This is a genomic window from Novosphingobium sp. IK01 (assembly GCF_033242265.1).
Lineage (GTDB): Bacteria > Pseudomonadota > Alphaproteobacteria > Sphingomonadales > Sphingomonadaceae > Novosphingobium > Novosphingobium pituita.
Window position 1 is genome coordinate 3,447,705 of sequence record NZ_BTFW01000001.1, and the last position, 26,778, is coordinate 3,474,482.

The 26,778-nt window shown below is 62.3% G+C and carries 21 protein-coding genes, 2 tRNA genes, 1 pseudogene and 1 CRISPR repeat array; of the genes and pseudogenes, 14 read left to right on the forward strand and 10 right to left on the reverse strand.

Annotated elements, in window-relative coordinates; genetic code table 11:
- Positions 1-106 precede the first annotated feature (106 nt).
- Positions 107-1,012 (reverse strand): LysR family transcriptional regulator, encoded by a 906-nt coding sequence (locus tag SBI20_RS15970; RefSeq protein WP_317975944.1) that lies wholly within the window; start codon positions 1,010-1,012, stop codon positions 107-109.
- A gap of 86 nt (positions 1,013-1,098) precedes the next feature.
- On the opposite strand from SBI20_RS15970, the gene SBI20_RS15975 reads away from it, so the two are divergent.
- The 11 genes and pseudogenes from SBI20_RS15975 to SBI20_RS16025 all read left to right on the forward strand — a co-directional run bounded on the left by SBI20_RS15975 (position 1,099) and on the right by SBI20_RS16025 (position 15,614).
- Complete coding sequence (locus tag SBI20_RS15975) at positions 1,099-2,115, forward strand: NADP-dependent oxidoreductase (RefSeq protein WP_317975945.1); 1,017 nt, start codon at positions 1,099-1,101, stop codon at positions 2,113-2,115.
- Positions 2,116-2,175: 60 nt separating this feature from the next.
- Positions 2,176-2,478 (forward strand): putative quinol monooxygenase, encoded by a 303-nt coding sequence (locus SBI20_RS15980; RefSeq protein WP_317975946.1) that lies wholly within the window; start codon positions 2,176-2,178, stop codon positions 2,476-2,478.
- A 280-nt stretch (positions 2,479-2,758) separates the two neighbouring features.
- Complete coding sequence (locus SBI20_RS15985) at positions 2,759-3,664, forward strand: baseplate assembly protein (RefSeq protein ID WP_317975947.1); 906 nt, start codon at positions 2,759-2,761, stop codon at positions 3,662-3,664.
- A 75-nt stretch (positions 3,665-3,739) separates the two neighbouring features.
- A complete protein-coding gene (locus SBI20_RS15990) occupies positions 3,740-3,949 on the forward strand; it encodes a phage tail assembly chaperone (RefSeq protein WP_317975948.1) in 210 nt (69 codons plus the stop codon).
- Positions 3,924-4,076: a hypothetical protein gene (locus tag SBI20_RS15995; RefSeq protein WP_317975949.1), complete on the forward strand. Its 153-nt coding sequence runs from the start codon at positions 3,924-3,926 to the stop codon at positions 4,074-4,076. The genes SBI20_RS15990 and SBI20_RS15995 overlap by 26 nt, the downstream gene beginning before the upstream one ends.
- A 174-nt stretch (positions 4,077-4,250) precedes the next feature.
- Positions 4,251-4,625 (forward strand): annotated as a pseudogene (locus SBI20_RS16000) (DNA adenine methylase); the annotation flags it as partial.
- Between the two features lie 333 nt (positions 4,626-4,958).
- A complete protein-coding gene (locus SBI20_RS16005; protein WP_317976164.1) occupies positions 4,959-5,921 on the forward strand; it encodes a Fic family protein in 963 nt (320 codons plus the stop codon).
- Positions 5,922-6,308: 387 nt separating this feature from the next.
- A complete protein-coding gene (cas9, locus tag SBI20_RS16010; protein WP_317975950.1) occupies positions 6,309-9,494 on the forward strand; it encodes a type II CRISPR RNA-guided endonuclease Cas9 in 3,186 nt (1,061 codons plus the stop codon).
- 13 nt (positions 9,495-9,507) lie between these two features.
- Positions 9,508-10,434: a type II CRISPR-associated endonuclease Cas1 gene (gene cas1 / locus SBI20_RS16015; RefSeq protein WP_317975951.1), complete on the forward strand. Its 927-nt coding sequence runs from the start codon at positions 9,508-9,510 to the stop codon at positions 10,432-10,434.
- 15 nt (positions 10,435-10,449) lie between these two features.
- Positions 10,450-10,791, forward strand: coding sequence for a CRISPR-associated endonuclease Cas2 (cas2, locus tag SBI20_RS16020; RefSeq protein WP_317975952.1), 342 nt, complete (start codon positions 10,450-10,452; stop codon positions 10,789-10,791).
- Between the two features lie 72 nt (positions 10,792-10,863).
- A CRISPR array of direct repeats spans positions 10,864-14,262; the repeat unit is 36 nt; unit sequence GGCTTAGCAGTTCAGAGATCGCGGGCCAACTGCAAC.
- A 323-nt stretch (positions 14,263-14,585) separates the two neighbouring features.
- Positions 14,586-15,614 carry a contractile injection system protein, VgrG/Pvc8 family gene (locus SBI20_RS16025; RefSeq protein WP_317975953.1) on the forward strand — a complete coding sequence of 343 codons (1,029 nt, stop codon included), beginning with the start codon at positions 14,586-14,588 and terminating at the stop codon, positions 15,612-15,614.
- A gap of 24 nt (positions 15,615-15,638) precedes the next feature.
- Here the strand turns inward: SBI20_RS16025 and SBI20_RS16030 are convergent, their stop codons facing one another.
- On the reverse strand, positions 15,639-16,178 hold the full coding sequence (locus tag SBI20_RS16030) for an NMCC_0638 family (lipo)protein (protein ID WP_317975954.1): 540 nt from the start codon (positions 16,176-16,178) through the stop codon (positions 15,639-15,641).
- A 227-nt stretch (positions 16,179-16,405) separates the two neighbouring features.
- Between SBI20_RS16030 and SBI20_RS16035 the strand changes: the two genes are divergently transcribed.
- Together SBI20_RS16035 and SBI20_RS16040 are read left to right on the forward strand one after the other, a co-directional pair.
- The gene (locus SBI20_RS16035) at positions 16,406-16,561 is read left to right on the forward strand and encodes a hypothetical protein (RefSeq protein ID WP_317975955.1); all 156 of its coding nucleotides are present in this window, start codon (positions 16,406-16,408) and stop codon (positions 16,559-16,561) included.
- A gap of 2 nt (positions 16,562-16,563) precedes the next feature.
- A complete protein-coding gene (locus SBI20_RS16040) occupies positions 16,564-17,010 on the forward strand; it encodes a tyrosine-type recombinase/integrase (protein WP_317975956.1) in 447 nt (148 codons plus the stop codon).
- 57 nt (positions 17,011-17,067) lie between these two features.
- Here the strand turns inward: SBI20_RS16040 and SBI20_RS16045 are convergent.
- Positions 17,068-17,144 (reverse strand) — tRNA-Met (locus SBI20_RS16045).
- Between the two features lie 165 nt (positions 17,145-17,309).
- On the reverse strand, positions 17,310-17,570 hold the full coding sequence (locus SBI20_RS16050) for a YdcH family protein (RefSeq protein ID WP_317975957.1): 261 nt from the start codon (positions 17,568-17,570) through the stop codon (positions 17,310-17,312).
- A gap of 438 nt (positions 17,571-18,008) precedes the next feature.
- On the opposite strand from SBI20_RS16050, the gene SBI20_RS16055 reads away from it, so the two are divergent.
- Positions 18,009-18,084 (forward strand) — tRNA-Thr (locus SBI20_RS16055).
- A gap of 169 nt (positions 18,085-18,253) precedes the next feature.
- Here the strand turns inward: SBI20_RS16055 and SBI20_RS16060 are convergent.
- The 6 genes from SBI20_RS16060 to SBI20_RS16085 form a co-directional block, all read right to left on the reverse strand.
- A complete protein-coding gene (locus SBI20_RS16060; RefSeq protein WP_317975958.1) occupies positions 18,254-18,913 on the reverse strand; it encodes a hypothetical protein in 660 nt (219 codons plus the stop codon).
- 62 nt (positions 18,914-18,975) lie between these two features.
- Positions 18,976-19,707 carry a M48 family metallopeptidase gene (locus SBI20_RS16065; protein WP_317975959.1) on the reverse strand — a complete coding sequence of 244 codons (732 nt, stop codon included), beginning with the start codon at positions 19,705-19,707 and terminating at the stop codon, positions 18,976-18,978.
- Entirely contained in the window at positions 19,707-22,751 is a 3,045-nt protein-coding gene (locus SBI20_RS16070; RefSeq protein WP_317975960.1) for a type I restriction endonuclease subunit R, read from the reverse strand. Before SBI20_RS16070 ends, SBI20_RS16065 begins: the two co-directional genes overlap by 1 nt.
- The gene (locus SBI20_RS16075; protein ID WP_317975961.1) at positions 22,748-23,953 is read right to left on the reverse strand and encodes a restriction endonuclease subunit S; all 1,206 of its coding nucleotides are present in this window, start codon (positions 23,951-23,953) and stop codon (positions 22,748-22,750) included. Before SBI20_RS16075 ends, SBI20_RS16070 begins: the two co-directional genes overlap by 4 nt.
- Entirely contained in the window at positions 23,950-24,984 is a 1,035-nt protein-coding gene (locus SBI20_RS16080; RefSeq protein ID WP_317975962.1) for a virulence RhuM family protein, read from the reverse strand. Before SBI20_RS16080 ends, SBI20_RS16075 begins: the two co-directional genes overlap by 4 nt.
- A complete protein-coding gene (locus SBI20_RS16085) occupies positions 24,974-26,473 on the reverse strand; it encodes a type I restriction-modification system subunit M (RefSeq protein WP_317975963.1) in 1,500 nt (499 codons plus the stop codon). The genes SBI20_RS16080 and SBI20_RS16085 overlap by 11 nt, the downstream gene beginning before the upstream one ends.
- Between the last annotated feature and the right edge of the window lie 305 nt (positions 26,474-26,778).

Genomic DNA, 26,778 nt, shown 5'->3' on the forward strand with positions numbered 1-26,778 from the left:
TTGTCGTACAGAGTTGAAATTACCAATCCTGGACTTTGAAAAGCTCAGTCTCAGGTCCTGAAAGCCCAAGGCTTGCCCCGGTATGCCTTTTCGCTTCCACTGAGAGCTAATATGATGCCTCGATCAACATTTTGAGAAAAGCGCGAACGGCCGGATTGGAACGCCGACTCTCCGGCCAGATTGCGCTCACATTGTGTCGATCGGCTGCGAAGTCGGCCAGCACGGGCACGAGTGCGCCACGCTCGACCCATGGAGCGACCATGAAGCTGGTGCAGATCCCTATCCCGCCGCCGGCGACGATGGTGGCGACGACCGCCTCGCTGGCATCGACGATGATGCCCGATGCGGGCACCAGTTCCACGTCACGACCATGGATGCGGAACGGCCAGCGGAAACTCTGCCCCGAGCTTTGATAACGCAGATTGACCGTATCGTGTCCGTCCAGTTCGTCCGGGTGCCGAGGCGTTCCTCGCGAGGCCAAATATGCCGGTGAGGCGTAACAGCACAGCCGATGCGGCGCGAGCCGCCGTGACAGCAGCCGGGAGTCAGCAAGGTCACCGATACGCACGGCCAGATCTATGCCGTCCTCGATGATGTCCACGATCTGGTCGCTGAGGCGCAGATCAATGGTAACCTTGGGGTTCTGCGCCCTGAATCGGGGGAGAAGCGGCACAATCAGGTGAAGACCGATCGGCAACGACGCGGCGATCCTGAGTATGCCCGATGGTTCTCCCCGTGCCGCCTTGGCGACTTGTTCGATCTCCTCGGCCTCCCGGAGCAATCGCAGCGCCCGTTCGTGCAGGTCGCGCCCTTCCGCTGTCAGCGCGAGCGAACGCGTGGTGCGCGTAAAAAGCGGAACACCCAAGTCGCGCTCCAGACGTTGCACGCTTTTGCTGATCGCCGAAGGCGAGATCGACAGCGCGCGCGCGGCGGCGGTGAAGCTGCCCAGTGATCCAGCACGCGCAAAGGCAATCAGGCCGGTGAGCCGTTCGAGACCTATATGTTCCGTCATGGCATGAGTGAAGCGACATTTGGCATGATTATCAACCGATATTGCGAATGCCATATGCGCTTCAGAACAAATTTTGCGAGGCCCAAATGAGCGAGATGATGAAAGCAACACGCCTCCACGCTTTTGGCGGCCCCGAGGTGTTGCGGTACGAAGATACCCCGCGTCCGGTGGCGGCGCCCGGTGAGGTACTGGTCAAGGTCTATGCCGCCAGCCTCAATCCTCCCGATCTCTATCTGCGTGACGGCTATCGTGCCCTGCCGCCCGAATGGCGCCCCGATGCGGTGTTCCCTTTGATCCTGGGCACCGACATTTCGGGTGCCGTCGCGGCGGTGGGCGAGGGTGTATCCGGCTTTGCGGTGGGGGACGAAGTCTATTCCATGGTCCGTTTTCCCGAGGCCATCATGACCGGCAGTGGCGCCTATGCCGAATATGTCATCGTCCCGGCCTCCGAGCTGGCGCTGAAACCTGCTGGCATTGGCCATGTGGAAGCGGCCGGCGCGCCCATGTCGCTTCTGACGGCCTGGCAATTCCTGATCGATCTGGGTCATGAGGCACCAAACCCGTTCCAGTCCTTCACCCACCAACCGGTGCCGTTGGCGGGCAAGACGGTGGTGGTGAATGGCGCCGGCGGCGGTGTCGGCCATTTCGCGGTCCAGCTGGCAAAATGGCAGGGCGCGCGCGTCATCGCCGTCGCCTCTGGCCGGCATGAAGCTCTCATGCGCGATCTCGGCGTCGATCAGTTCATCGATTATAATCAAACTGCGGCCGAGAATGTGGTGCGCGACGCCGATCTGGTCATCGATGCGGTGGGGGGAACCTCGATCGACCGCTTCCTGCGCAGCATCAGGCGGGGCGGCGCGCTGTTCCTCGTCAACCCGCTTGGTTTCACCAGCCATGCCGAGGCTGAGGAGCTGGGCATCACGGTGTCGGTCACGCAGGTGCGCTCGAACGGCGCGCAATTGGCACAGGCCGGACGGCTGCTTGCCGACGGCACTGTGAAAGTGATCGTGGACAGCACCTTTCCGCTCGCCGAGGCTGCCCGCGCGCATGAACGCGCCGCGAAAGGCAACATCCAGGGCAAGATCGTCCTCACCGTCGCCTGACCGGCCGACGCTGCGGCTTCCCGCTCAGAGGAAGCCGCAGCCATTGCGGAGGAAAACATCATGCTGATCGTCACCGGCTATATGCACGTCGAGCCGTCCGAACTGGTGCGCTTCGAAGCCGAACTTCAAGCCCTCATCGCGGTCACGCGGCAGCGCGCCGGCAATCTCTTTTATGATGCGGTTGTCGCAGACCCCCAGGCCGGTCGTCTGTTGATCGCCGAGCGATGGCGTGATCAGGCCGCGCTGACCGCGCATCTCGAAGCGGCGGAGACAGCAGCGTTCATCGAACGCTGGCAGCATAGGATGCGTGGCGACATTCGCAAATATGACGCATCGAACGGGCGTGAGTTGATGGCCGATTGATGCAATAACGGCAACATTGCCCCCTCCCGCCGGGGAGCACCTCATAACACATGTTTGCCGACAGGGCGTCGGCGCTGCGCCTGGGAGTTTTGGCTACCCACGTATTGAGCGGCTCTTTCAATCCCCATAATGTCCGAAAAACCCTGCCGGATTGGAAAAGTGACGGAAACCTTACCGGCTGAGGTTTCCCGTCCCCCCCCGGCCGTCCGGGTATATGGCCAGCCTGCCATCCCAATGCGGGTCATAGCCTTGGGTCGGTGGTCGCGGCGAGATGGCGGGCATGGCCGATGCTACCTTCACCGCTGTCGATCTCTCGCGCCTGCCTGCGCCTGACATCATCGAGGCTCTCGACTTCGAGACGGTCCTGGCCGGGGCTGTCGCGCAGATGCGCGACGAGATGGCCAAAAGCGGCCTGAGCTTCGAGACCCGCGACAGCGATCCGGCCACCAAGCTCCTTCAGGTCTTCGCCTATTACGCCCAGATGCTGCGCCAGCGCATCAACGATGCCGCGCGCGCGGTCATGCCGGCCTATGCCGTCAAGGCCGACCTAGACCATATCGCCGCCCTGTTCGGCATCACCCGCCTGACCATCACCCCGGCCAACCCCGCCACCGGCGCGAGCGCCGTGATGGAGGACGACACCGATTTCCGCCGCCGCATGGTCCTCGCGCCCGAGGGCTATTCGGTGGCCGGGCCGGAAGGGGCCTATATCTCCCACACGCTGTCCGCCGATGCGAACGTGCTCGATGCCAGCGCCACCGGCCCGCAGCCCGACGATATCAAGGCCCTCGTGCTGGGCGTTCTGGCCGACCATGCGGCCCCGGCCGAGCTGATCGACACCGTCGCCGCCTATGTCTCCGACGAGACGCGCCGCCCGCTGACCGACTGGGTCACCGTCCAGTCGGCCCGGATCGTCCCCTATGCCGTCGATGCCACGCTCACCACGTTCAGCGGCCCCGATGGCGGCGTGGTGCTGGCGGCGGCGCAGGCCAGTCTCGATGCCTATACCAAAGCCAGCCATCGCCTTGGCCGCGATGTCACCCGCTCGGCGATCTTCGCCGCGCTCAGCGTCGAGGGCGTGCAGAACGTCATCCTGCGCGAGCCGGCGCAGGACATCGTGATCTCGCGCCAGCAGGCCCCCTATTGCACGGGCATGTCAGTCGCCTATGCCGGGGTAGGGGAGTGACCGTCCCTTCAATCCTGCCTCCCGGCTCAACGCCGCTGGAAAAGGCGCTCGAACAGGTCGCCGCGCGGCTGCTCGATGTCGAGGTGGCGATCCGCGAATGGTGGCAGAGTGAGCCGAGGGGCCTGCCACATACCTTCAGCCTGGGCCGAGTACCGTCAGGCCCTGCGGACCCTCCCCGAAACCATCACCGACTCGGCCAGCATCGTCTGGCCGGTCGCCCCCAGTCCAAAGGATCCGCCACACGCGCGAGGTCAATGCGGTGCTGGACGAGGGCGGGGCCTGTGACAAGGCCGCGACCAGGGCGCGTGTCGAGCAGGTTGCCCTTGGCGTCGCTCACAAGATCGCGCTGGGCGTGATCGCCGAGCCGGCACCCGAACCGGCACCCGAACCGGCAGGCCCCGCTGCTGTGTAAGATTGCGGCGGCCCTTCACGCCGCCCTGTTCCCCCTTTACGGAAGGGGGGCTCGGATGTTCCCGCATCTCGAAACCAGCGAGCCTGCACTCGCACTCTCCGGGCAGCGCGCCTGTCCCTTCGAGCACCCTTCCGCGTCTCAGGCGCGGAAGGGACATCGTGCAGGATACCCTCCATGTATACCCCTTTTGTTCTCGTTCGCCCCGTTTCTCCCCCGGCCGGCTACATCGGTGGAAAACGCAATCTTTCCCGCCGCATCTGTGCCATCATCGAGGCCACGCCCCACACCAGCTATGCCGAGCCCTTCGTGGGCATGGGCGGCATCTTCCTGCGCCGTGCGCGGCGCCCCAGGGCAGAGGCGATCAACGACATTTCCGGCGACGTCGTCACCCTGTTCCGCTGCCTTGCCGAACACTATCCCTACCTGATCGACATGCTGCGCTTCCGCGTGGCAAGCCGGGCCGAGTTCGAGCGCCTGCTCGCCCAGCCTCCCGAACGCCTGACCGACCTGCAACGCGCGGTGCGCTTCCTCTACGTCCAGCGCCTGGCCCCGCGCGCGCTTGGGAGCGGGCGCGCGGGGGTCAATTAGGTGAGGGGGCGTTTGATGATCGTATGTGAACATCAAAATGTCTTGATGTAGGCAAAATGCTGTTTCGCGATCATCAAATGATGTAGCTGTCGATAGACGATCATCAAAATGAGCAAGCGACTCTTGACCGCTTGCTGAAGTCCGCTGGACGGAGATGTAATTGCCTGTTGCCTATCATGAAGGGCGCTTTCCTCCTTCCACACTTGATCTCGGCGTGCTGTTCCCGCTGGTCGGCCAGCCAATGCTGCCATCGCGCGGTATGAGGGGGTTCTCTCCGGCATTCCCAACCCTGACATCCTGCTTTCTCCACTGACGGCCCGCGAAGCTGTGCTTTCGAGCAAGATTGAAGGCACGCAGGTCACGCTGGGCGAGGTGTTGGAATTCGAAGCACAGGGGCATCTGTTCGACGAAAGCACTCCCAGGAAGGCGGACGCGCGTGAAGTCTTGAACTATCGCGCCGCTCTGCGCGAGGCGGAGGGCCTGATGGCCCAACTTCCGCTGTCACAGCGCCTCATCAAGGCGACACACCGAGTGCTGATGGATGGGGTGCGTGGCCGTAACAAGGATCCGGGGGAATACCGCCGCATTCCCAACTGGATCGGCCCGGAAGGCTGCACCATCGAGCAGGCACGGTTCGTACCGCCCGGCGCCGATCACATTGAAAACGCGATGGCGGGCTGGGAGGCATACATCCATGCTGATGCGCCGGACAGGTTGGTGCAATTGGCCATTGTCCACGCCGAGTTTGAAGCGATTCACCCTTTTCTCGATGGCAACGGGCGCATCGGTCGGCTGATCATCCCGTTGTTCCTTTACACCCATGGACTGCTCTCGCGGCCCAATTTCTACCTTTCGGAATATCTCGAAGCTAATCGAGATGAGTATTATGACCGCATGCTGGCTGTTTCCCGCGACGATGATTGGAGCGGATGGGTAGCCTTCTTCCTGCGTGGCATCATCGCCCAGGCCGAAGCCAACACCCAGAAGGCGCAGGCGATCCTGGCCTTGCATCAGGACAGGCGCGATTGGGTGGTCGAGATAACCCATTCGCAATATGCCGTGCGCGCGCTCGACTGGATATTCCAGCGTCCGATATTTCAGACCCCGGACTTCATCGCCTCCGCCAAAATCCCGCCGCCCACCGCCCGCAAGATCATCCGCGACTTGCGTGCCAACGGCCTGTTGCGCGAACTGGTGCCTGCCTCCGGGCGAGCACCCGCAACTTTCGTTTTCTCCGAACTGCTCGACATCGCCTAAGGGCGGGAGGCATTTTAACCGTTAGCTTCGCCATTGCTGACGTTTATGGCTCGTTGCAGGGGCCTCGAAACCAGTCGTTGATTGCCACCATATTGGGCACCAGTGACTGATCCGGCCCAGAAAGCCGGGCTGAATAGTAATCAAGACGCCGTCGGTCATGGCACTTTCGCTTCAGCCATGGCCGGGTCTTGGAAAACCAAAAAAGGCGGAGCCATGGCTCCGCCCTTATTTGGTGCAGTCGAACTGCTTGTTAACAGTTGGCCGCGATCTCTGAGCAGGAACGATGCACAGATCTTCCAGATCCGTCAAGCAATCACCGTATCGCCCCGTTGCTTGCCAAGAATATCAAGAGCATGATCTTCTTGGGTAAGGCCAATTGGGGGAATCATGCACAGACTCGGCCTGGATATCGGCAGCAATTCGATCGGGTGGTGCCTGATCGAGGACGATACGCACATTGTCGCGCTGGGGAGCCGGATTTTCAGCGATGGGCGTGACCCCAAGTCGGGCGCATCGCTGGCGGTGGACCGGCGCCTGGCGCGGGGCATGCGTCGGCGGCGCGATCGCTATGTGCGGCGGCGGTCGGCCTTTCTCGAAACGCTCGTCGATCTGGGCCTGATGCCCGTTGATGCCGACGAGGCGCGGCTTGTCGCCATGCGCGATCCCTATGCCCTGCGCGCTCGTGCGCTGGACGAGAGCTTGCTCCCGCACGAGATCGGCCGCGTGCTGTTCCACCTCAACCAGCGGCGCGGGTTCAAGTCCAACCGCAAGGCGGAGCGCGGGCAGAAAGACAGCGAAAGTGGCCTGATCGAAACCGGCGCTCGCGCGCTCGACGCCGCCATGGCTGAAGCAGGGGCGCGTACCCTGGGCGAATTTCTGGCGGGTCGTTTGGGGGAGGGCAAGGCCGCTCGCGTGCGCCTAAACGGCGAAGCGCAGGCCTATGATTTCTACCCCCAGCGCGCGCATATCGAGGCTGAATTCGGCGCCATCTGGGCCGCGCAGGCGCCGCACCATCCCGCCTTGCTCACCGACGCCGCCCGTGACAGGCTGGCGCGCATCCTGTTCTTCCAGCGCCCGCTCAAGGAACCGAAAGTCGGCCTGTGCCTGTTCGCCGGCAAGAATGGCGTGCCGCTCGATGAAGCGCGCCTGGCCAAGGCGCACCCGCTGTTTCAGGAACGGCGTCTTTACGAGGAAGTGAATCAGCTCGCCATTACCGAGCCGGGCGAACCGGCCCAGCCCCTCACCCGCGACCAGCGCGACAGGCTCGTCCTGTTGTTGCAGGACAAGCGCGAGCAGACGTTCGAGCAACTGGCCAGGGCCCTGAAACTGCAACCCGGGCAAAGCTTCAACAAGGCCAGCGCCGCGCGCACCAAGCTGACCGGCAACGAAGTGCGCGCGGTGATGAAGGACAAGAAGCGTTTCGGCGACGATTGGTTGCATCTTTCCACAGAGCGACAGTGGGACATCGTGCAGCGCGTGCAGGACGAGGAAGACCCGGCTGCGCTCCAGGCCTTTCTCACCGGCGAATGCGGGCTGAGCGAAGAAAGGGCGCAGGCCGTGGCCAAGGCGCCGTTGCCCCAAGGCCATGGGCGCATCGGGAAAACTGCCACGAGCGCCATTTTGGAGCACCTGAAAGCGGAAGTGATCCCCTATTCCCGTGCGGTGGAACTGGCGGGCTGGCACCATTCCGACGAGCGGACGGGCGAGGAACTGCCCAAGCTGCCCTATTATGGCGAACTGCTCTCGCGCGAGATTCCACCCGGCACCTTTGCAGACAAGGACGCCGCCAACCCCGAAGTCTATTGGGGCAAGATTACCAATCCCACCGTGCATATCGGCCTGCGCCAGTTGGAAAAAGTGATCAACGCGGTGATTGCCGTCCATGGTCGACCCGACGAGATCGTGGTGGAACTGGCGCGCGAGCTGAACCTGTCGGAAGAGGAGAAGAAAAAGCACCAGCAACGCATCAAACGCGATACCGAGGAAGCGCAGCGGCGCGGGCGCATGCTGGAAACCGCCGGTATTCCCGACAGCGGCAGCAACCGGGCGAAGCTGAAGCTGTGGGAGGAACTGGCCGAGAAGCCGCAGGACCGCTTCTGCCCCTATTGCGGCATAGGCGGGCCGATCGCCATCCATGCGCTGTTTTCCGATGCGGTGGATATCGACCACATCATTCCCTATTCCCGCTCGCTGGACGACAGCGCGGGCAACAAGGTGGTGGTGCATCGCGCCTGCAACCGCGACAAGGGCAACAAGACCCCGTTCGAGCGCTGGGGCCACGATGCGCAGCGGTGGGACAAGATCGCCGCGCAAGTGGCCAAGCTGCCGCGCGCCAAGCAGTGGCGCTTTGGCCCCGATGCCATGACACGGTTCGAGCAGGACGGCGGATTTATCGCCCGTCAACTGACCGACACGCAATATCTCTCGCGCATGGCGGGCAAGTATCTGCGTAGCCTCTATCCCGACAAGGGCGAAGGCAGCCAGGCGGTCTATGTCGCCACCGGGCGGATGACGGCGCTGCTGCGCCGGGTCTGGGGCCTCAACAGCCTGCTGCCCGATCACAACTATGTGAGCAACCCGCACTCCAATGCGCCCAAAAATCGCCTGGACCATCGTCACCACGCCATCGATGCGGCCGTGATGGCGGTCACCACGCCCCGTCTGCTCAAGCAGATTGCCGATGCCGCAGCGCGAGCTGAAGCGCAGGACCTCGACCGCTTGTTTGCCGATTTGCGCCAGCCTTGGTCAGGCTTTCGGGAGGAGTTGGGCGAGAAGGTCAACGCCGTCACCGTCAGCCACAAGGCCGATCATGGCCGTAAGCATCCACCTGCGCCGGGCAAGGACAGCACCGCTGCGCGCCTGCACAACGACACCGCCTATGGCCTGACCGGCGAAGTGGCGCCCGATGGCAAGACGCCGATCGTGGTCCACCGCGTCCCGCTGCTCAGCCTGAAACCGGCGGACATTGCCAGCGCCACGCGCATTCCCGATCCCGCGCTGCGCCAGGCGCTGGCCGATGCCACGCGCGGCAAGGCGGGCAAGGATTTCGAGGCGACCTTGCGCCGTCTGGCCCAGACGCATCCGGTGTTCAGGGGCCTGCGCCGCGTGCGCGTACGCGAACCTTTGAGCGTGATTGCCATTCGCGACAAGGCGGGGCGAGCATACAAGGCCTACAAGGGCGATGCCAATGCGCGGTTCGATGTGTGGCGCCTGCCCGACGGCAAATGGGTTTCGGATATCGTTTCGATGTTTGCCGCTCATCAGCCCGGCAGCAGCGACCGTCGTCCCCACCCGGCTGCGCGCAAGGTGTTGAGCCTGCGCCAGAACGACATGCTGGCCATCGAACGGGATGGTATTCCCGCGCAGATCGTGCGGGTGGTGAAGTTTTCCATCAACGGGATGATCGTTTTGGCCGAAGATGAAGAAGCTGGCCCGCTCAAGGCGCGCGATGCCGATGCCGTTGATCCGTTCAAATATATCAATTCGTCGGCCACCGGCCTCAAACGGCTGAAAGCCCGCCAGATCCGCATCGATCCGCTGGGCCGGGTGTTCGACCCCGGCCCGCGCGAGTGAGGAGGGAAGGGGTATGGACCGCATCGTCGATATCGCCACCGATGGCCGCCACTTGTCGCTGCATCGCGGTTTTCTGGTCGTCAGTCAGGATCGCGAGGAAGTGGGGCGGATCGCGCTCGATGATGTCCATGCCGTGCTGCTCCATGCCCATGGCACCACCTGGAGTGCCAACCTGATCGCCGCGCTGGCCGAACGCGGCGCACCCGTGGTGCATTGCGGGGCCAATCACGCCCCCGTCGCCATAACACTGCCGCTGGTCGGCCATCATGCGCAGAACGCACGATTTCGCGCGCAATGGGGCGCCTCGGCTCCCTTGACCAAGCAGTTGTGGCGGCAACTGGTTTCGGCCAAGATCGGCATGCAGGGCGCGGTGCTGGCCTGGCGCGAGGTGGCCGGTGCAGAAGCCTTTCCGCTGATGGCCCGTCGCGTGAAATCGGGCGACAGCGACAATCTGGAGGCGCAAGCCGCGCGTCGCTATTGGCCGCTGCTGATGGGCGCCGATTTCCGGCGAGACCGCGACAGCCCCGGCGCCAATGCTCTGCTCAACTATGGCTATGCCGTGCTGCGGGCCAGCGTGGCGCGGGCGGTAGTGGCCGCAGGCCTGCATCCCACCATCGGCATTGCCCATGCCAATCGCGGCAACCCTTTGGCTCTGGCCGACGATCTGATCGAACCGTTCCGTCCGCTGGTCGATGCCCTGGTGGTAACGCTGGTTGCCGATGGCGTTGCGGAACTCACCCCGCCAATCAAGCGCCGCTTTGCCCGCCTGATCGCGTTCGATCTGGATTTCGAGGGCGAAGCCTCACCCGTCTCGCTGGCCGCCGTGCGCCTGGCGCAATCGTTGGCCCGTGCGTTTGAAACCGGGCGCCCGGCCTTGCGCCTGTTCGCTCCGCCCACGCCGCTCGAATGGGCGGCGCTGGTGGCAGTGGGCGCGGATTGAAGGTGAGGACTGACCATGGCCAAAACCCCTTATCTGAGCGGATACCGGCTGATGTGGATCTTTGTGATGTTCGACTTGCCCGTGGGCACGAAAAAGGAAATGCGCGAAGCAACCCGGTTTCGCCAGTTCCTGCTCGACCAGGGTTTTGAAATGAGCCAGTTCTCGGTCTATGCCCGCTTTTGCAACGGCAAGGACAGCTTCGATTCGCATCTTGCCCGCATCGAGCGCAATCTGCCGGAAAAAGGCGACATTCATGTCCTTACCTTCACCGACCGGCAGTATGAGGGCATCGTCCGCTTTTCCAGCCAGCGCCGCCAGAAGCCGCGCAAAAATCCCGACCAACTTGCCCTGTTCTGACTTTGTCTGCCGTAAAAGTCAGGCCGGATGGCGCATTCTTCACTTTCATATCAAGTGCTTGATGCGCCATCCGGCTTAGCAGTTCAGAGATCGCGGGCCAACTGCAACCGCGCCCAGCACATGTAGCTGTAGACGCAGGGCTTAGCAGTTCAGAGATCGCGGGCCAACTGCAACCGCTCGATCTCGTAGGCGTTGCGGCCGAGGGGCTTAGCAGTTCAGAGATCGCGGGCCAACTGCAACTTGCGCAGGTGTTGCAGCCGCCGGACCAGCGGCTTAGCAGTTCAGAGATCGCGGGCCAACTGCAACCAGAGTGCCACGTTACCCCGCCCGAAGTAGGGCTTAGCAGTTCAGAGATCGCGGGCCAACTGCAACCGAAGCGGTCGCTGGCCTCGTGGCGCCATGGGCTTAGCAGTTCAGAGATCGCGGGCCAACTGCAACCTCAAGCTGCCGTCAGCGGGCGCGCCATTGGGCTTAGCAGTTCAGAGATCGCGGGCCAACTGCAACCGCACAGGCTGTGACAATTTGCGCTTGCGTGGCTTAGCAGTTCAGAGATCGCGGGCCAACTGCAACAAGGGATCACCGATAGCCGGAACCCGGCGAGGCTTAGCAGTTCAGAGATCGCGGGCCAACTGCAACGCCTTTATGGTCGGGGTTTTTGCTTGTGGGGGCTTAGCAGTTCAGAGATCGCGGGCCAACTGCAACGTGATGGCCGCATTGCATTCGTTGTTATTGGGCTTAGCAGTTCAGAGATCGCGGGCCAACTGCAACACCGTGCCGTCTGGCGTGCCCGTAGGAGTAGGCTTAGCAGTTCAGAGATCGCGGGCCAACTGCAACCGATCACCAATATCATGCGCGGCGACGGCGGCTTAGCAGTTCAGAGATCGCGGGCCAACTGCAACGGAATGTCGCCGATGCCATCGCCGTTGCTGGGCTTAGCAGTTCAGAGATCGCGGGCCAACTGCAACGAGGAAACCATCCAGGCGGATGCCGCCGCTGGCTTAGCAGTTCAGAGATCGCGGGCCAACTGCAACACGTTCTACAAGCCGCAAGAGTGGTTCGTTGGCTTAGCAGTTCAGAGATCGCGGGCCAACTGCAACTTTCAGCAAGGGGCATTCCCTTGCGCTCGAGGCTTAGCAGTTCAGAGATCGCGGGCCAACTGCAACCACGTTCGCAAACGCTGCCACCTGCCGTACGGCTTAGCAGTTCAGAGATCGCGGGCCAACTGCAACGGAGTAGGAAGGTGATCGAATCTGCATCCTGGCTTAGCAGTTCAGAGATCGCGGGCCAACTGCAACTCCGGGCAGGTGAGGTTGAAACCCACGGTAGGCTTAGCAGTTCAGAGATCGCGGGCCAACTGCAACTCAGGGGATACCATCAAGGACGGGAACACGGCTTAGCAGTTCAGAGATCGCGGGCCAACTGCAACGCTAGTGGAGGCCCTGACAGTGAAGCCGGGGGCTTAGCAGTTCAGAGATCGCGGGCCAACTGCAACGCTCGCGGTCACTGATCAGCGTTCGGCGAGGGCTTAGCAGTTCAGAGATCGCGGGCCAACTGCAACACCTGCGCCATCTGGTCGTTGTAGATGCTTGGCTTAGCAGTTCAGAGATCGCGGGCCAACTGCAACCAAGATCGCCTCAGCGTGTTTGGTGAGGTCGGCTTAGCAGTTCAGAGATCGCGGGCCAACTGCAACGCAGTGAATCGGCGGAAGTGGCCCAGAAGGGCTTAGCAGTTCAGAGATCGCGGGCCAACTGCAACTCACCTTCACCGATACCGCGCTGGCCAGCAAGGCTTAGCAGTTCAGAGATCGCGGGCCAACTGCAACAACCGCGCTCGAGGGGCCCACCAGCGCCAGGGCTTAGCAGTTCAGAGATCGCGGGCCAACTGCAACTACCAAGCGATCCGATCGGAATCGGAAATGGCTTAGCAGTTCAGAGATCGCGGGCCAACTGCAACCGCGAAGAAGATGATCAGAAGCGCGCCCGCGGCTTAGCAGTTCAGAGATCGCGGGCCAACTGCAACCCGACCACGACGGGCAGCGTGACGACCACCGGCTTAGCAGTTCAGAGATCGCGGGCCAACTGCAACGTCTCGGGGAGTTGTTCGTCGATACGAATCGGCTTAGCAGTTCAGAGATCGCGGGCCAACTGCAACTTGTCTAAGGTGAGGCAGGCGGCGCCTCTAGGCTTAGCAGTTCAGAGATCGCGGGCCAACTGCAACCGATCCACGATGGCCTATCGCGTTTGGGATGGCTTAGCAGTTCAGAGATCGCGGGCCAACTGCAACAAACGGTCCGATCTGCCATGGAGCATAGGTGGCTTAGCAGTTCAGAGATCGCGGGCCAACTGCAACCGATACGTGACCGGCGATGCAGTGTCGTTTGGCTTAGCAGTTCAGAGATCGCGGGCCAACTGCAACTAATGCGAGCGGATGCCAGCCACATCTCAAGGCTTAGCAGTTCAGAGATCGCGGGCCAACTGCAACAGCGTCAGGGAGCCGGTCGGCATCCCGATGGGCTTAGCAGTTCAGAGATCGCGGGCCAACTGCAACGGCGTCTGGGTCTTGTTGATGAAGCCCGCGGGCTTAGCAGTTCAGAGATCGCGGGCCAACTGCAACTCCGGCTGGCTCAAGGCGAACGGCTCGACGGGCTTAGCAGTTCAGAGATCGCGGGCCAACTGCAACGCCCCGCGCTCTGCTATGGCCTCTCTTGGTGGCTTAGCAGTTCAGAGATCGCGGGCCAACTGCAACTACGAAGGGAGGGTTTAGGAACTTGTGCCAGGCTTAGCAGTTCAGAGATCGCGGGCTAACTGCAACATACGCAGGCGCTCACCACGCTGACCGCAGGGCTTAGCAGTTCAGAGATCGCGGGCCAACTGCAACACATCCGGCCACCTCCTCGACGCGGACGGGGGCTTAGCAGTTCAGAGATCGCGGGCCAACTGCAACAGAGCCAAGCCGTTGACCAGCTCGCCAGCCGGCTTAGCAGTTCAGAGATCGCGGGCCAACTGCAACATGTACATGATCGACTACGGTCTTTCATGGGGCTTAGCAGTTCAGAGATCGCGGGCCAACTGCAACCGCAGCTTGCCGCCGGTTTCTGCGAACAGAGGCTTAGCAGTTCAGAGATCGCGGGCCAACTGCAACCGCAGCTTGCCGCCGGTTTCTGCGAACAGAGGCTTAGCAGTTCAGAGATCGCGGGCCAACTGCAACTGCAAAACGTCGTGGTATTGGATGCCCATTGGCTTAGCAGTTCAGAGATCGCGGGCCAACTGCAACCCTCCTCGAACTGCTGCTGGAGCTGTTCTGGGCTTAGCAGTTCAGAGATCGCGGGCCAACTGCAACCCGCAAGGCTGGGCAGGCCTTTGCCGCTGGGGCTTAGCAGTTCAGAGATCGCGGGCCAACTGCAACCTGTTCGAGCGATGACACTGCGCTCGCGAAGGCTTAGCAGTTCAGAGATCGCGGGCCAACTGCAACATCGTTCTTTTCCTTTTCCAGAATTGCGCGGCTTAGCAGTTCATATTGGCCCGTTCGGAAACTCGGTTGCCCTTATCCGGGGCAGGGGCATGCTAATGAGGCACTTGGCCTGCCAGCCAACCCGATACACCCCCGCGTAAGCTGAGCGATCCCGCGCCATGGTCTGGCCCTGGCGGCCACTTCCGATCCTGAACACCTTACCGGCGATGTCCTGCGCCTTGGCGTGGTGGCAGCTGTTGATCCGGGCGGGGCGACCTACATGGTGGAGAGCGGGGGCGTGGTCATCGGGCCTTTGCCTTGGGCGCCGTGACTATGGTTCGCTGGTGCCCGAGCAGATCGACCAGCCCATGACGCCCGCCAATATCCTGCGCCTCTATGCCGCCACCGCTGTCGCGCTCACCCGCTGGGAGGATCGCCCGCGCCTGGTCTCGCTGGCCATCTCGGAAAAGCGCGGGGACGAGGCCGACCAGCTCGACATCGTGCTCGACGATGCCGATGGCCTGCTGGCGATCCCGCCCGAGGGCGCGCGCCTGCTGGTCATGCTGGGGTGGAAACAGGGGCGCGACGTGGCCCCCGGCCTCGTCCACAAGGGCAGCTTCAAGGTCGACGAGGTGAACCACAGCGGCCCGCCCGACCAGATCCGCATCCGCGCGCGGGCCGCCGATTTTACCAGCGCGATCCGCAACCGCCGCGAACAGAGCTGGGCGAACACCACGCTGGGCACCGTCTTGCAGGACATCGCCGGGCGCAATGCCCTGTCCTTGCGCATCGCGCCCGATCTGGCCGCCATCGCCTTGCCCGCGCTCCACCAGAGCCGCGAGAGCGACACCGCCTTCCTGCGCCGCCTCGGCCGCGAGAACGACGCTGTCGCCACCATCAAGACCGGCACCCTGATCTTCGCGCGCAAGGGCGCGGGCACCACCAGCACGGGCCAGCCCCTGCCAACCCTCGCGCTCACCCGCCGCAGCGGCGATGGCCATTCATGGCAGCGCCAGACGCGCGACGGGCAGGCCGGTGTCACCGCCCACTGGCACGACCGCAAGGCCGCCCGCCACCGCGCCGTCACCATGGGCAAGGCCGAAGGCGCAAAAACCCTGCGCAAGACCTACCCCGACGAAGCCAGCGCCCGCCGCGCCGCCACCGCCGAACACACCCGCCTCAAACGCGCCCCCGCCACCCTCGACATGCGCCTCGCCCTGGGCCGCCCCGACGCCATCCCCGAAGCCCGCGTCACCCTCACCGGCTTCAAGCCCGAAATCGACACCACCCCATGGCTGATCACCGAAGTAACCCACCGCCTCGACAACGCGGGCGGATTCATCACCGAGTTGAAGATGGAAACGGCGGGGTAGGGGGAGACGAGCCAATTTGGGTGGTTAGCGGACTTTGCGCATAAGCATCATGTGTTGGGTCATGAACCTCATTTTGGGATATGTCGTTAGGCCCAGGAGAAAGGCTTTGTCTGGCGCGGTGACGAACCATTCGGTGGAAGTCATTGGTAGGCCTTCCATCAAAGTCACTTTATCCGGCCTGCGCTCAACTATCCCGCCGATCTCCAAGGCGAAATTAGCCAACTGATGGTCATATGCCTCGCGCGTAGCGCGTTCATTGGCCTTAACTAGTTCGAATGTGCAGTTGCCATTGGTCCATATATGGGCAAGACCTCGCAGATCGGAGCGCGATGATTGGACATCCCAAAACGGACCTTCCTCGGTGGGGCGAATTTTCTTGAGGACATCAGGTCCAAGCTTTGTAAATTTGAATGCGGAAGGGTCAAATGGCGTTTCAACTGCGGCGACGGTGCCACCGCACAGGTTGAAGAACACTGCCACACCATCTTCCTCCGTACTGGCCTGGGCAAAAGCAGGGCTCATCGCCAGCACACACGCGAAAATCATCAAATGATTTCTGATCATTTGGATTTTTTGACACGCTTGGCCAATCCCCGCAACAGCGGTCGTGTCCGGAAGAGCGCTTAATCGTCGAAATGAACCGCACCGGCTTTCCCGGAGGCATTTTCAATTGAGTCATGCAACCATATCGAGGGTCTCTCTGGCTGCATAGTAGTTTGCCTCTGCACTGCTACCCAACCTTGGGCCGCTCGGGTCTAGAGTTTTCCGCCTGACCCGGGTCCGGAGGGCTGGTGGTTCTGGTCGATCTTGCGGCGATGTATGCCGCCGAGCAGGCGGAACTTGCCCGCCGGACGGAGTTTTTCGTCCTGCGCTCGTTGCTCGCCCTCGCGGGCATTCTGGCGGTGCTGTGCCTCGTCGCCCAGTGCGCGCGGTGGATGGGTCTGTGACCATGCTCGAGCCTCTCGAAGACGCGGGCGCGGCCATCCGCCTGCGCCAGCGCAAGACGAGCGTCGCGGTGGTCGTGCCGGTTGGCGCGCCGCTCAAGGCCGCGCTGGACGCGGCAAAGGCGCGCGCTACGCAGGCCGGCATGCCGCTTTCGCCGACCATTCTGGCAACCGAGCGCGGGACGGCGTGGACGGAATCGGGTTTTCGCGCTTCGTGGCGCAAGGCCTGCATCCGGTCAGGTGTCAGCGGGGTGACGTTCCACGACCTGCGCGGCACCGCCGTAACGCGTCTGGCGCTGGCAGGGGCTACGGTTCCAGAGATCGCGGCGATCACCGGTCACAGCCTGAAGAAAGTCGGGACGATCCTCGATGCGCATTACATGCATCGCGATCCGGCGCTGGGTGAAGCGGCCATCCGAAAGCTGGAGGGAAGGGTGGTTTTTCCCAACTAAACGCCCAACCGCAGGGTTGGTGTCCATCAAAATCGGAAAATTATCTAGGAAAAACAATGGTAGCGGAGGAGGGACTCGAACCCCCGACACGCGGATTATGATTCCGCTGCTCTAACCTGCTGAGCTACTCCGCCCCGGTCTGCGTCGTGTTTGGCGACGCTCGGTAGGGCGGCCAACTAGGCCGCGTGCGCCAAAACGTCAACCTGCTTTTTGACGGGAAGAAGAAGGTTCTCCACAGCTTCGTTTTTCCGCGACTTCCCGGCAAATTCCGGCGCTCCCGGAATTTGCCGGAGTATCGTTCAGGCTGTGCAGGATTCCTGACGCGCGCGGGCGAGGATCTGGGCCGCTTCGTCGAGCATGGCCAGACGCTGCTTCTTGAGGTCTTCGAGGTGCGCGTCCGAGGCGGCCTCAACATTGGTCTCGATGCGATGAATGGCGCGATTGACCGTGTGATAGGTCTCGATCAGCCGGGCGAAGTGGGTGTCCTGCACCTTGAGGTCGGCAAGCAGGCTCTTGTCCCCAGCAAAGATCGTGTCCAGTTCGAAAGGTACGTGGGTCATGGCGGGGCTCCTTGCTTGCTTGTCCGAATATGCGTTCTTCGCATGTGCCCGAGGACCACGACCTGCCGCAGCAAGGCGGCGGGAGAGGCCCGGGGCTGACACCACCATGGCCTGTCCGGCAGGTCTTGCATTGCGATCGGTCAAGGAGGGCTGCGTTTCGTCAAAAAAGGCATGGGCGAGGCGCGGCAGCTCTGATGGCGTGGCGTATCCTTGCTGCCCGATTCGGTTTCCGCTCAGGGGCCCGTGTTCGCGAAGACATTGATGTTGCCCATCCGGCCTTTCTCCATGGCGCGCCGGGACATGGCTTCGGCCATGCCCGGAACGCCTCCCGGCAGGCGCGATGGCAAAGATATCCACGACAAGGCACATTTCCGCGCGCAAAACCCATTGCATTCCTGCGCGCCCGCCGCTAATCGGCGCCCCTGCCCAGGGCAATGGGCCGCTTTAGCTCAGTTGGTAGAGCACATCATTCGTAATGATGGGGTCACGTGTTCGAGTCACGTAAGCGGCACCACAAAATCAGTAACTTAGCTGAGAAACGAGACGGGCTTCGGCCCGTCTTTTTCGTTTCAGGCATCAGATAGGCATCAGGCGGGCCACAACGCCGTTTAGCTCAAGACCTGCTCAAGCGCAGGGGCTTAGACTTTCGAGTGGCCGCCTGCCTTTTGCAGTGAGTCGCGGCATTAAGCCGCCAGCCGCTCCGATAGGCCGATGTGTTGAACCCAGCACACCCATTTCTGCAGCGTCCTGCGGAAATGGCTCGGCGTTGTTCTCAAGGCGATCAATCGCTCTGGAGGCTTCCTCATGTTTCCGTTGGGGTAAATGGCACTGACGAAACCCATCATCCGTGTGACGCCGCCTTTGGCTTGCTGGCCATCCTCGTCGAGATAAACGATACCGCCATGCGCGAGGGCATTGCGAAGGCAGTTAATCCACTGGCGAGCGCTGATCGCATTGGCTGCGGCACTGGCAGCAGGATTGGAAAGCGCGCCCGCTAGTTCATCAGGGAACTCGACCGCCAAGTTTTGCCCTGCGACATACTCGATTGAAGCAAATTGCCATGCGCCGGAGATATAAACCGGTGACTTGTCGAAGCGCGTGCCATCAGGTCCTAAAACGGCATCCACTTCCTTGGCTGTCACTGGATCGAGTGGCCGGTCATCCATATAGCCCTGCTCGCCCGCCTCTTCCCTACGACGATGTTTTTCCAACCGCTCGATTGGCAGCGAGAGAATCAGCGTGGACATCGCGAACAGGAAAGTCGCATCCATTGGCCCAAGTTCAGGTTGATTGGGATCAGTGATGTTTGCGACGCGGTCAAACAGCTCGTCGATCAGCCACATGCATCTGCCCGGCACGTCTCGGCTAATGTGATAAGGCACCCCCATGTCAGGCCTCCGTCACCTCAATTCAAAAACTCAGCCGACAGCCCAGACTGATGCTTATCCAGCCAAGCCTTGGCAGCCTCCCAGCCCGGAGTGATCGTGGCAAGGTAATCCCAAAACTCCGGCCCATGCGACCGATGTCGCAAATGCGCCAGCTCGTGTGCGACCACATATTCCAGCACCTTCTTGGGCGCGAAGATCAGGTGCCAGTTGATGAGCACATTGCCTTCCGGCCCACATGACCCCCAGCCATGGGCAAAGTCTGCGACGCGGATCGAGCGAGGCGAGAGCGTGTGCCGTTTGCCAATAGCTGTGGCGATCTCGTTCACGTCACGGCGAGCACGCTGCTTGAGCCAGTGCTCTAGTTCGCTGGCGACAAGCTGGTCTGGATCGTCCCCCGCCCAGTGCGGCAGATCGACGATAAAGCCGTTGCGATAGATGACGGTGGCTCGCGCAGCGTCGCTGCGACGAACGGTCAGGCCCATCTTGCGCCCCCGGTAGGGTATCTTGGAGCCGGTGGCGAAGCGGGGGACTGCGTGGCGGCTGGCGGCGATGCGCTCCATGTCGCGCATGGTGTTGAATAGCCATTGCCGCTTGCGGTCGAGGAAGCCCGCGATGTCGTCGTCGCCATCGGTGGTGAGCGCCATCACTTCGACATGACCGGGCGTCACCGTGATGCGCCGCTCGGTGGCGCAGGCGCTGCGGCGAAGCTCGTAGGCGATCTTGGCCCGGCCAATCTGGATCGTGGGCATCAGGCACCGGCCCCGTAGGCGTTGACGGCGAACTCCTCGACCTTTTCGCGGATTGTCTTGGTTTCGCCGATGCCGTGTTCGGTCAGAATGCGGCGGACCTGCTGACGCAGCGTTCGCAGATAGGCCTCCATATGCGCAAAGGCAGGCTGCGTCGCGGCGGCATCAGCATAGACCGAGCCGATGGCAATAGCGGCGACCTGCAACGCGTCGTGCGCGGTGTCGGTCGCAATGGCTTCCATGATGCGCAGGATTGAAAAGGCCTTTTCGTCCATGCCAAGCTCGGCGTGCGCGCCCTGCTCGGCCTGTATGTCGCCGGTCAGCCCCTCGAAGTCGGCCAAGCCATCGGCGGCGGCGATCTGCCCTTGTTCGAAACGCCGGATTATCTCCAGCACCCGTTCGGAGAAGCGGCCATACTGGGCCGGGTTCTTGTCCACCAGTTCGCGAGTGACGCGGCGAAGCTCGGCAGACTTGCGCACGAAGGCTTCCTGCAACTCTTCCTCGGACCGCTCTTCGGTGTCGAAGTCGTCGGCGAAGTTGGGATCGGTGAGGTTGCGCAGTCGGATCGTGGTGGACAGGCCGGTGACGTGGACGTGCGCCTCCAGCATATCCCTGATCTTGCCTGAATAGCTGCGATGGTCGAGGCTTTCGTCCTTGGCGATGGCCTGCGTGGCGAGGCGCAGGAACGCCGCCGCCCACTTCACTTCGGCGGTGAAGTCCAGAATGGCCGGATCAGGCGAGAGGTCAGCGTAGACCTTGATGAACGTCCGGGTCAGGCGCTGGAGGTCGAACCATTCGTCTTCCCGCCCGTCTGCGGCAATGGCTGCGGCGGTATAGGCGGCGGCCTTCTCGTCCATGCCTTCCAGCCCCATGGCGCGCTTCTGCGCCCGGTAGCGGGCATGGGCTTCCTTGAGGTCGTTGCGCAAAATGGCGATGTCGCGCAGCGCGTTCTCCACATCGTCGGCGCGGTAAGACTTCAACGCCTCGTCGAGATGGTTGGTGACGCCAATGTAATCGACAATCCGGCCATTGGGCTTGGCAATCTCGCCACCATCCTCGCCCTTGAACGTGTGGGTGCGATTGGTGCGGGCAATGGCTTGGAGAAGGTTGTGCTCCTTCAAGGGCTTGTCGAGATACATGACATGCTCGATGGGCGCGTCAAACCCGGTCAGCAGCTTGTCGCAGACGATCAGCAGTTGCGGATCGGCCCCGCGTATCTTGAACGCCTTTTTAGCTGCCTTCTCGGCCTCGGCATCGAGGTAATGCGCCTCAAGCTCGGCCCGCAGCGCTGCCACCTCGGCGTTCTCGCTGGGCTTGTTGTCCTCTTGGCTCTTGGAATAGACGCAAGCTAGCATGGCATCAGCCTTCGCTCGCGCCGCCTCGTTATCCATGCTGCCCTTGACCAGATCGGCGGCAATCACCTTGGCCAGCGCAGCGCGATAGAGCACCACCGACTCGCGATCCACCGCGACCACCTGCGCCTTATAGCGGTCCGGCTGGCACACCGCCTTGAAGTGTTCCCATATGTCGAGCGCGATCAGGCGAACGCGTTCGGGGTGCTTAGCGATGGTCGCCAGTGTCAGGCCCTTGCGCTTCAATTCCTCGCGCTTGTCGTCGGGCAGATCGACGAACCAGCGGTCGAACAGGATGTCGATCTCGGCCTCGTTGATCGACCAGTCGGCTTTCCGGCCTTCATAGAGGATCGGCACGGTCGCGCCGTCGCGTACCGCGTCGTCGATGCCATACTTGTCGAGGTAGCCTTCCCCGGCGATGCTGAACCTTGCGTAGGTGTCCTTGTCGGTGGATTTGATCGGCGTGCCGGTGAAGCCGTAGAAATGGGCATCGGGCAGCGTCGCTTGCAGGAACGCGCCCAAGTCCTTTTCTTGCGTGCGGTGGCACTCGTCCACCAGCACGATCCAGTTGGCCGAGTTGGGGATGGCCTCCTTCGACCCGGCGAACTTGAAGATGGTGGAAAGCAGGATTTGCCCGTTGCCGCCCCGGTTCACCGCCTCGCGCAGCGCCGCCACAGACGCGCATTGCGTTGGGTTGGGCAGGCCACAGGCGACGAATGTCTTGCTGATCTGATCGTCGAGGTCGATCCGGTCGGTCAGCACAAGGATGTTGGGATTGGCGAGGCTGGGCGCGTCGAGCGTCAGATGGGTTTTCAGCTTGAGCGCGAGGAATACCATCGTCAGGCTCTTGCCCGAACCCTGCGTGTGCCAGATCAGCCCCTTGCGGTGCTCGCCCGTTGCAACCCGTTGCACCGCCTTGTTGACGGCGCGAAACTGCTGATAGCGGCAGACCTTCTTGTTCTTGCGGCCCGTCTCCGGGTCCACCTCGAACACGATGAAGTGCGCCAGCAGGTCCAGCAACCGCGATGGCTCACACAGGCACCACAGGTCTTTCGACAGGTCGTCCGGGAAGTCTGCGCGGGTCCGGGGCCACGCATCAGGCCACGGGGCATAGAACTGCGCCGGGCTGCCCGTCGCGCCATAGAGGGTCGCCATGCCATCGGTGACGATGTTGAAGGCGTTGGGCGCGAACAGGCGCGGGATGTCGCGCTCATACTGCTTGATCTGCTCAAAGGCTTCCTCGGCTCGCGCCGTGGCTTTCAGCGGCGACTTGGCCTCGATCACCACCAGCGGGATGCCGTTCACGAACAGCACCACGTCGGGGATGCGCGGGCGCTGGGCGGCCACGCGGAACTGGCGGGTGACGTGGAACTGGTTGCGGGCGGGGTGCTTGAAGTCGATCAGCGTGATCGGACTGTCGCGGTTTTCGCCGGTCAGGCGGCGGGAATAGCCGCCGCGCAGCTTGCGCTGCCAGTCCTCATTGTCGGACAGGGTGGCAAGGTCGGCATAGATTGCCTCGGCGTCGGCCTCGCCAATGCCATTGAGATCGCGCAGCGCGGCGATCAGCACGGGTTTCAGGATGACCCGGTTTTCCTCCGCCCGCATCGCCAAGGCGGCGGCTGGCGACAGCGCCTGCCAGCCCATCGCGACCAGCACATCGAGCGCGGGCTTTTCGGCAAGGCGATACTCGCTCATAGGGCCTTCCGATTTTCTGGCACCCGCACGCGACCGGAGAGAAGGTCGGACATGAGGTTGGCCTTTGTGCGATGAAGCGTGTCCAGCGAAGTCTGCGCAGCCACGATCTCACCGTCGATGGCATCGACCATCGCGCTGATCTCGATCATTTCAGCTTGGCTCAAGGCCGGGACCTCGATTGCGGAGAACGTGCTCTTGTTGATGATCGGAACGGCCTGCTTTCCGGCGTTCGCCACTATCGTGTCATAGGCCGCGACACAGGCGAGATAGACGAAGCCTGCGGTTTGAGCAGGGCAGCAGATGGCGTTGATTTGCTGGTTCGTTACGCACCGTTCGCGAGCGACAGCGGTCTTGCCGACAGTCGAACCGATGCACGTTACAAGAACCGAGTTGGCGGGCAGAACGGTGCCGCCATGACCGCTGCCCGCCACAAGAGTGCGCGGCGCATCAGAAACCGAGATGTTCCCGGCCACCAGATCACCCGGTGTCACGAATGGTAGATCGCCACCCCACAGGTCGGCTTGCTTTGGCGATGGCGTCCGCCCTGTCACGATCTTTCCGAGACTAGCCATGGCAGTAGTGGCTTCGCAACTGTCGGTCACGTCTCGCGCCAGCTTGCCGACCAGTTCCCGACAGGAAGCCAAGGCGGCCTCATTCGCCGCAATCGCCTCATCCACCGACCGTAGCACCTCGGCGATCCGCCGCTGCTCGTCGAGCGGGGGCAGAGGGCCGGATAAGGCAGCCAGCTTCTGCTTGTTCAGCGTCACGCCCTTGATGGCTTGATCCGTGTCGGCACCTTCTACAATGCGCGATAGCCAATAGGGCAGGAACGATGTGTCGATACCCTTGATGGGCACGAAGGCGGCAATCGCCTCATTGGTGAACAGGTCTGTGCCTGCAACCGCGACCCGACCAATCGTGAGCTTGAAGCTCATCATTATCGTTCCGGCCTTCACCAGCTTGACGTTCGAGTTCGCAACGCCAGCGTCTGTAATGCGCTCTTTCGTCGCTACGATCACCGGCTGTCGCAGGTCCGAAATGGCCACCCAAGGATGACCGTCGCCGTTCGTTGCCCAATACTCCGGCTTGTGTCGCGGCGGCGTTCCTCCGATGTTGATCCGGCAGAGATCACCAAGGCAAGCGTTGCGCCATCCATCGGGCGACTCATCTGCGACCCGCTCCAGTTCCGCCACCGCGCTCACTTGCCCTTACCCTTCGGCTTGGTCTTGGGCCGGGCCGCGCCGATCTGCTTTGCCTTTTTCGTCGCCTCCACAAATGCGCCCTCCACCGCGCTGGGCGCGTCAAGTTGGCGGGCGTGCCATTGGTCATATTGCGCCAGCGCCTTGGCCTTGGCGACCTCGGCAGAGATATGGCCCGCATGGGTCAGCACATCGCGGTCGCCCAGCCGCAGGAAGTCATCCAGCTTGGCGATCCAGTCGCGCATGGTCATGGGCTTGCGCGCCATCGCCTGCAACTCGGCAAACTCCAGATAGGCGGTGACGATGCGGTTCAGCGCCTCGATCTCTTCCGCGTTCAGATAGTTCTTGGCGGTGGCCACGTCGTTCTTGCGCACCGCCCCACCCTTGGACTGGTTGGCCCATGAGGTCAGGCCCATGTTGTCCTTGGTGGCATCGGCGCGGGCATCAATGATCTCGGCAGCGGTGTGGCCATGCGCCGCCCAATGCATCTTGTTTTGCACAGTCTGAAAGAACAACTGGCTGGCCTCGGCGCTGCCGTCATAGTCCACGGCTGTGGCGTAGATGTCCAAGACCTTCTTGTAGAACAGCTTTTCCGACGAACGGATGTCGCGGATGCGGGCAAGCAGTTCCTCGAAATAGTCGGCCTCGGGGTCTTTCAGCTTCGCATCGTCCATGGCGAAGCCCTTGACCAGATACTCCGCCAGCGTGGTGGACGCCCAGCGCCGGAACTGCGCACCGCGTGGCGAGCGGACCCGGAAGCCCACGGCAAGGATCATGGGCAGGGAATAGTGGGCGACTTGCCTTGTGACGCTGCGCGCGCCCTCGGTTTGAACTATTGAGAATTGCTCAATAGTTGCCTCCGGCTGCTCGCCTTCCTCGACGATGGCCTTGATATGCTTGTTGATATTGGAAACGGTCGTCTCGAACAGATCGGCAAGCTGCACCTGTGTCAGCCATACCGACCCGCGCTCCGCCTTGAGTTGAAAGGCCGCTTGTCCATCTTCGGTGTTATAGAGGACGATCTCACCCGACATAGCCGAGCCTCCGCAGATGGCCAAACATCACGGCCTCAGCCTCGTTGCGCTTGGCGATCAGGTCTTGCAGCTTGGCGACTTCCGCCGCGACATCGACCGCCTCGGCATCGGCGCCGGTTTGCACATAGCGGCTGATGTTGAGGTTGTGGCCATTGGCGGCGATCTCGTCCACCGGCACCACGCGGGCCAGTTTCTCGATGTCGGCAAAGCCATGCACCGCCTCGGCCAGCGCATGGATGTGTTCATCGGTCAGGAAGTTCTGCGCCTTGCCGGGCTGGAACGTGGCGTCGCCATTGACGATGAGCACCTTGCCTTGGCGCTCGGCTGGCTTCTTCTTGCGGCAGATGAGCACCGCCGCCGGGATGCCCGCGCCATAGAACAGGTTGGGAGCCAGGCCGACGACCGCCTCGATCACGTCGGCCTCAAGCATGGCCTGCCGAATGCGCCCCTCGGCCCCGCCACGGAACAGCACGCCATGCGGCACCACCACGGCCAGAATGCCTTCATCCTTCAGGCTGGCCAGCATGTGCTGCACAAAGGCAAGGTCGCCATAGCCCTTGGGTGGGCAGCCATATTCGTCGCGCCCGAATGGGTCGCCGTTCTGCCAGACCTCGTAGCCCCACACCTTTTCGGAGAAGGGCGGATTGGCCAGAACGCGGTCATAGGCCCCGATGCCCTCGACGAACTCGCGGGCTTTGGGATCGTATCGCTTGGGGCTGAGGATGGTGTCACCCTTGGCGATGAAGGCGTCTTCCACGTCGTGCAGGAACAGGTTTATCTGCGCGATGCCCCAAGTGGCGAAGTTCTTTTCCTGCCCGTAGAGCGACAGACTACGGGCGTTCTCGCCCTTGTCCTTCACATACTGCACGGCCTCCAGCAGCATGCCAGCCGAGCCGCAGGTCGGGTCATAGATCGACATGCCGGGGCGTGGCTGAAGGATTTCGACCATCAGGCGGACGATGGAGCGGGGCGTGTAGAACTCGCCACCCTTCTTGCCCGCCCCTTCTGCAAACATCTTGATGAGATAGAGATAGGCATCGCCCAGCATGTCGGCTGGCACATCGGCATTGCGCAGGCGGTGCTTCTCGAAATGGGAGAGCAGCTTTTCCAGCAGGGCGTCGGAGAAGCGGTCCTGATTGGCAAAGTCCACATCGCCGAACACGCCGCGCAGGCGTAGGTTGCGGTCTTCGATAGCGGCCAGCGCGTTGTTGAGGCGCTGGCCGATCAAGGTGGACTGCTGGCGCACTGCCTCCCAGCGGTGCTCGGCAGGCACGTCATAGCGGTGCTCGTCGGGATCAGCAGCCTCGTCGCGGTCGCCGGTTTCGGCCAAAAGCTGCTCGTATTCTTCGTCCCACACGTCGCACAGGCGCTTATAGAACAGCAGGCCGAAGATGTATTGCTTGTAATCCCCGGCATCGACTGTGCCGCGTAGAATATCGGCAGCCCCCCAAAGGTGACGTTCAAGTTCTTGTTGTGTTAGCTTTGCCATTCAATTCAACTCGCTGGCAGAAATGAGCCTGCCTTGGCAATGGAGTAGAACGTGCCAGCCTTCCTGTCGAGGCGGGATGGCGATGAAAGGGCGTAAACCGGTTCGTGTGGGAACCAAGTTCAAGGGCTGCCACTAGCGCGTTCTTGCGGTAGCGCGTTACCTGCGATGGGGCACCCTCGTGGGAGGACCCGCGCTCATGGAAGGGCCGGAAAGCCGCCGGGTGTGACGCAGTGACGCACTTTGGCCCGAACAAGTTCCTATATGCGCAAATGAGTGCAGGAGTATAACCCCCACACTCATTCACT

Excerpts from the sequence above, each read along its gene's own strand:
- SBI20_RS15970 (WP_317975944.1), bottom strand. The coding sequence starts at position 1,012 with ATGACGGAACATATAGGTCTCGAACGGCTCACCGGCCTGATTGCCTTT.
- SBI20_RS15975 (WP_317975945.1), top strand. The coding sequence starts at position 1,099 with ATGAGCGAGATGATGAAAGCAACACGCCTCCACGCTTTTGGCGGCCCC.
- SBI20_RS15980 (WP_317975946.1), top strand. The coding sequence starts at position 2,176 with ATGCTGATCGTCACCGGCTATATGCACGTCGAGCCGTCCGAACTGGTG.
- SBI20_RS15985 (WP_317975947.1), top strand. The coding sequence starts at position 2,759 with ATGGCCGATGCTACCTTCACCGCTGTCGATCTCTCGCGCCTGCCTGCG.
- SBI20_RS15990 (WP_317975948.1), top strand. The coding sequence starts at position 3,740 with ATGTCGAGGTGGCGATCCGCGAATGGTGGCAGAGTGAGCCGAGGGGCC.
- cas9 (WP_317975950.1), top strand. The coding sequence starts at position 6,309 with ATGCACAGACTCGGCCTGGATATCGGCAGCAATTCGATCGGGTGGTGC.
- cas1 (WP_317975951.1), top strand. The coding sequence starts at position 9,508 with ATGGACCGCATCGTCGATATCGCCACCGATGGCCGCCACTTGTCGCTG.
- cas2 (WP_317975952.1), top strand. The coding sequence starts at position 10,450 with ATGGCCAAAACCCCTTATCTGAGCGGATACCGGCTGATGTGGATCTTT.
- SBI20_RS16030 (WP_317975954.1), bottom strand. The coding sequence starts at position 16,178 with ATGATCAGAAATCATTTGATGATTTTCGCGTGTGTGCTGGCGATGAGC.
- SBI20_RS16040 (WP_317975956.1), top strand. The coding sequence starts at position 16,564 with ATGCTCGAGCCTCTCGAAGACGCGGGCGCGGCCATCCGCCTGCGCCAG.
- SBI20_RS16050 (WP_317975957.1), bottom strand. The coding sequence starts at position 17,570 with ATGACCCACGTACCTTTCGAACTGGACACGATCTTTGCTGGGGACAAG.
- SBI20_RS16060 (WP_317975958.1), bottom strand. The coding sequence starts at position 18,913 with ATGTGGCTGATCGACGAGCTGTTTGACCGCGTCGCAAACATCACTGAT.
- SBI20_RS16065 (WP_317975959.1), bottom strand. The coding sequence starts at position 19,707 with ATGCCCACGATCCAGATTGGCCGGGCCAAGATCGCCTACGAGCTTCGC.
- SBI20_RS16070 (WP_317975960.1), bottom strand. The coding sequence starts at position 22,751 with ATGAGCGAGTATCGCCTTGCCGAAAAGCCCGCGCTCGATGTGCTGGTC.
- SBI20_RS16080 (WP_317975962.1), bottom strand. The coding sequence starts at position 24,984 with ATGTCGGGTGAGATCGTCCTCTATAACACCGAAGATGGACAAGCGGCC.
- SBI20_RS16085 (WP_317975963.1), bottom strand. The coding sequence starts at position 26,473 with ATGGCAAAGCTAACACAACAAGAACTTGAACGTCACCTTTGGGGGGCT.